The sequence below is a fragment of the Streptomyces sp. NPDC032822 genome, assembly GCF_055578825.1.
This window is the reverse complement of the sequence record NZ_JBVIOL010000051.1, coordinates 1-4,385: the sequence shown is the minus strand read 5'-3', so window position 1 is coordinate 4,385 and position 4,385 is coordinate 1. Positions and strand designations below refer to the sequence as shown.

The following is a 4,385-nucleotide window of genomic DNA, read 5'->3' as shown; positions in this document are numbered from 1 at the left end:
TGACCTTCGATCAAGATCAGGTTGGTCAGAAGACCACGAAGTGGGTCAGTTTTGATCCGCCGTCAGAGGGTCACGATTCACCCGTCGCCGACAGTGATTCTGCGTTCAGGGCGAGCGTTCCTCAGTGTGCCCTGTTTCCGCAGTTCAATCCCGATTGTCGGACCCTCCCCGTAGCGTTGTAAGTCCTACACGTGGCGGATACGGGGAGCGCCGATGGACGACGACCTTCAGATCGACAGCGACGAAGACCTCTTCCGTAACCCCGTCTACTACGAACCGGCCGGCCGCAACCTCGACCTGGACCGCCCCGACCTCGGCGTCCCGCAAGGCCAAGACCTCCTGAACGTGCTCCTACGCATGCGAGGACGTGTCCCCGTCGAAAAGCGCGGGCTCATCTGCCCCGACTGCCGAGACCTCCGCAGCCGGCGCGTCCCCATGTACCTCGTCCAGCGTGACGGCGTATGGCTTGCCTCCCACTATCGGAAACCAGGGGAGAAGCCCATCAGCCACGAGTCCGACGAGCACCTCGCCCGCAAAGAACGCGTCGCGAAGGACTCCGAAGATCACGGCTTCCACGCCGACATCGAGTCGCAGACCCCAGACGGGCACGCGCGCCTCGATGTGCGCATAAGCGGCGCCAACGGCATCGTCCTGGGCTACGAGCCTCAACTGAGCGCCCAGACAGCCCGCGGAATGCGGACACGGGAGAGGTTCAGGCGCCGCGGCGGTATCCAATCGGTCTGGGACTTCGCCGACCCCGACCACGCCGGCATCGGCACCGTCCCCTACGTCCGCACGCCCAACCTGCCAGCCTCCGTCATCCGCGTGCAGAAGAACCCCATCGCGGTCCAGGACGGCAACTTCGTCCTGGAGGAGGGCCAGTGCAGTCAGAACGGCGCACTCACCCGGTGCCCGGAGAAGCCCTACGACCCGGAGAACCCCACCGACACCGGGTACTGCGGGGGCTGGCACCGCGTCCTCGTACCTGCCCATCAGTCGAGCACCTTCACCGGAGAAGGCGGCCTGACCCTCACCCGCTTCATCGTGGAAGCTGCGGCCGGCGAGCGGATCCCGTTCCAGCGCGGCGGCCACCACGGCTGGCTCCCCGCACAACAGTGGCAGCAGTACATGGAAGCGAACGGACCCGCCCCGGACACCAAAGAACGCCAGCCATCCGTACGCCAAGGGAACCGGCGCGACAAGTGCACCGAGGACCGTCCAGCCTCGGAGGTCCGGGCTGAACAGAAGCAGAAACCAGGCAGCCGCTCGATCGTCCTCGAGTCCCGCCCACCGGAAACCAAGGCCGCCAGGATTCCGCTCGACGCCTCAGGCCAACCGATCCCGCTCTGCCGCTTCGGCTGCGGTAAACCCGCGAGCCTCCAAGGACCCGAAGGGCTACCAGAGCACTACTCGTGCCGCAGGAAGCATGAGACGTGATAGATCGGCCGCTGCACCCCCCTTCGCCAAATCGCCCTCGCTGACCGTAGCCGGGCTGCAGCATGACGCCCCGCGGAGCTGTGACCGGATGTGCGACGACGCCCGCGCCAGCAGCACCAGATCAGTCCGATGGGACGTCTATGTCGTTCCAGGACCAGGCCCGGGGGCGGGTCCCGTCGGGGTCGCGGCCGAACGGGTCCTCTTCGGCGGGCGCCGGCTCGCGCACGGCCTGCCGTACGCCGTCACCGGGCAGGTGGGTGAGCAGGGAGTCCGCAGGGTTGGCCGTGTGTTGGCTGCGGCAGGATGCGCTGTCCTGCCCTACACAGCCGGCGAACCGTACGCGACGCCGCTGCTGCACCCTGTGGCCGACGTCGAGGGATCCACCGAGCAACTGGCCCGCGTCAAGGCAGGCAGCCCAACGCGGATGCAGCATCCCGGTGACGCCGCCGTAGCCAAAGCCGGGAGCTGCCGCCGACAGGATGCCTGTTCAGGGCCGGCCTTCAGCAGCCCGATCGTCACTTGTCCGGCGCGTCGTCGTGGACGGCCGAACACGCCCGGGCCGCATCGATGCGCTCCGCGTGCCAGCGTCTGCGGAACGGCTTTCCGAACCGCTGGCACGCCGCGCCAGGGACGGCGTCACAGGCCGGACAGGGCTCTTCCCTGACGACGTCTTCACGCGAGTCGGACGCCAGCCAAAGATCGCGCTGCGCCTCGTCCATCTTCCGCTGCGCCGCCTCCTGCTGCTCGGCCGCGAATCTCTGTTCAGCCTGCGTGGTCCGGTCAAGCAGAGGATCGTCCAGCAGCGCGCGGAGATCCCCGTCCAGGGGAGGCTCCGGCACCCTCGGCCTGTGGAAGCTCGTCGCCTCGATGACGAATTCCTTGGGCCCCTGAACACCGCCCAGCTGGCGCCGCGCACGGTGAAGAGGGCGCGCGACGGTGCCTCGCTGACTGCGGCACAAGGCCGCAGCGGGAGCCAGGCAGTGGGGGCAGGCCACCGAGAGAATGCTGATCAGGCCCAGCCGCCGCTCTTCAGTCTGCCGCTGCCGCTGTTCCTCAAGCTCCTTCTTCTGCTCGGCTTCGGCCTCCTGCCGCATGCGCTCCCGCTCCTGATCCTCGTGGCTCAGGTGAACCCGGCACGGCTCGCGGGTGATGTCCCACCGGCACGGCTCGCCACTCTTCTTGGGCTGCCCGCAGAGGTGGGGATTGTGGAGGTCCAGGGCCCGGCCAATCCGCCAGGGAGCCTGGAACGGCGCCGCGCAGCCGTCGCACAACGGCTCCTCATCGGCATCGACCGGAATGGCCTGGTAGCGGTACCCGGCCACCACCACCACGAATTGGGAGCGGGCACACGCACACGCCACGGGTTCGCCCGCGCAGAGGTCGTCGGTTGTCACCCCCTGCTAACCGCTGCCGGACGCCAGGCAGATCTGCGGCATCACCAAAGCCACCCGGATGGCCCAGCGAAGGTGCCGTAGGACTGCACCCGTCACACCGACTGGGAGCCCGTTGATCGTGCTCGACTGGCGGCCGAGACGGTGCCGCTGCACCGATCCCGTCTGATCAGACGCGGGCATCGTCCGTAGTAGCCGCAGGCCGTCAGGAGCGGGAACCGGTTATGGCAGCCGGCCCGCTCTGCGAGCGTGGGGTCTTCTCCCCCACCTTCTTCACCTCGATGGTGCGGGGGTCGACGGCTTCGCCGGGGGCCCCTTCGCGGTACAGGCCACCAGGGAGGCTGTCGCGGTCGTGCGGGAGGAGGAAGAACACGCGGCGCTTGTACAGGCCGCTGTCGGGGTCGGGCTCGGCCTGGTCGTCGAGGAGGGCGTAGCCGACCATGCGGCCATCGCGCGCATAGGGGGGTTTGGTGTTGCGGCGCCGCGTCTTGTCGAGGGCCTGGCGGACGTAGTCGAGGTTGTCGGGGTCTTCCAGCCACACGACGTGCTCTTCGTGGGTGAGATCGCCCTCGGTCAGTAGCGAGCTCATGGCTGTAGCCCCTCCTTCGTCTGCGGAACCCGATCGCGGCCCGCCGTGTGATGTGGTGAGCCGCCCGCTGCCAGGCGTGGCCCTGCGGGTCCATGGTAAGTCGGCCGGCTGCGGGCGGGTAGGCACTGCCGGACCTGCTGGTGGCCTCGGCCGGTGTGCGGCAGTTCGCCACAGGGGCGCGGGAGTTGGTTCATGACGGGGCATCCAGCAGGGCGAGGCCGGGGTAGTACTTGCGGCCGTTGGATTTGATCATGTCGGCGGGTGAGGCGAGGCCGACTTCCTGCCGGACGCGGGTGGCGAAGGCGCGGGTGCCGGCGGGGCGGATGCCTTCGCCGGTGCTGCACCAGGACGCGTAGGCGGTGTACAGCAGGCCCTGTTCGACGCGCAGGTCAGGCTGGGCCTCCATGTCGCGGGTGCAGCACTCGGTGAGGAATCGGCCGATATGGTCCTCGGTGTTGGCGTACGCGCTGGTGGCGATACGGACGCGGTCGGGGCCTTCGAGGTTGTCACGGGTGGTGAGGTAGCGGCGGGCGCCCTCGATGAGCCACTGCAGGATGCCGGGGCCCTCGTCCCGGACGAGTACGAGCGCCAGGTTGTCGATCTTGCGGTGATCAGGGACGGTCCGCTCGAAAGGCAGCAGACGGATGCGGCGCCAGAACGCGAACCCGCCCGTGGAGACCTCCGGGCGGTGGTTGCCCAGCAGCCACAGGTGGTGGGTGGGGCTGAAGGAAAAATAGTCCTGCCGCATCCTGCGCGCTTTGATCTTGTCTCCGCCGGTCAGCAGCCTGACGCGGGCCTCGTCGAACTTGTCGTTGGGCTTGAGTAGGTGTTTTTGAACGTCGTCTTCTCAACTTGCCGCGCCCTCTGCCGATGTCCGTTCTCATCCAACCCAGTCGTCGTGCTCATCCGGAAGGGGTCCGCTGGCCAGGCAATGCCGGGGTTCTGCAACATACTTGTGGTGCAGTCGC

General features: G+C 67.9%; 4 protein-coding genes and 1 pseudogene. 1 reads left to right on the top strand and 4 read right to left on the bottom strand.

Annotated elements, in window-relative coordinates; genetic code table 11:
* Positions 1-213 precede the first annotated feature (213 nt).
* A complete protein-coding gene (locus tag ACZ5VD_RS43845; protein ID WP_468686079.1) occupies positions 214-1,437 on the top strand; it encodes a hypothetical protein in 1,224 nt (407 codons plus the stop codon).
* Between the two features lie 121 nt (positions 1,438-1,558).
* Here the strand turns inward: ACZ5VD_RS43845 and ACZ5VD_RS43840 are convergent, their stop codons facing one another.
* From ACZ5VD_RS43840 to ACZ5VD_RS43825, 4 genes and pseudogenes are all read right to left on the bottom strand, one after another.
* Complete coding sequence (locus tag ACZ5VD_RS43840; RefSeq protein WP_468686078.1) at positions 1,559-1,870, bottom strand: hypothetical protein; 312 nt, start codon at positions 1,868-1,870, stop codon at positions 1,559-1,561.
* Positions 1,871-1,952: 82 nt separating this feature from the next.
* Entirely contained in the window at positions 1,953-2,831 is an 879-nt protein-coding gene (locus tag ACZ5VD_RS43835) for a zinc finger domain-containing protein (protein WP_468686077.1), read from the bottom strand.
* 202 nt (positions 2,832-3,033) lie between these two features.
* A complete protein-coding gene (locus ACZ5VD_RS43830; protein ID WP_468686076.1) occupies positions 3,034-3,417 on the bottom strand; it encodes a DUF6009 family protein in 384 nt (127 codons plus the stop codon).
* A 190-nt stretch (positions 3,418-3,607) separates the two neighbouring features.
* Positions 3,608-4,240: pseudogene (locus ACZ5VD_RS43825) on the bottom strand (phage/plasmid primase, P4 family); the annotation flags it as partial.
* Positions 4,241-4,385: the final 145 nt, after the last annotated feature.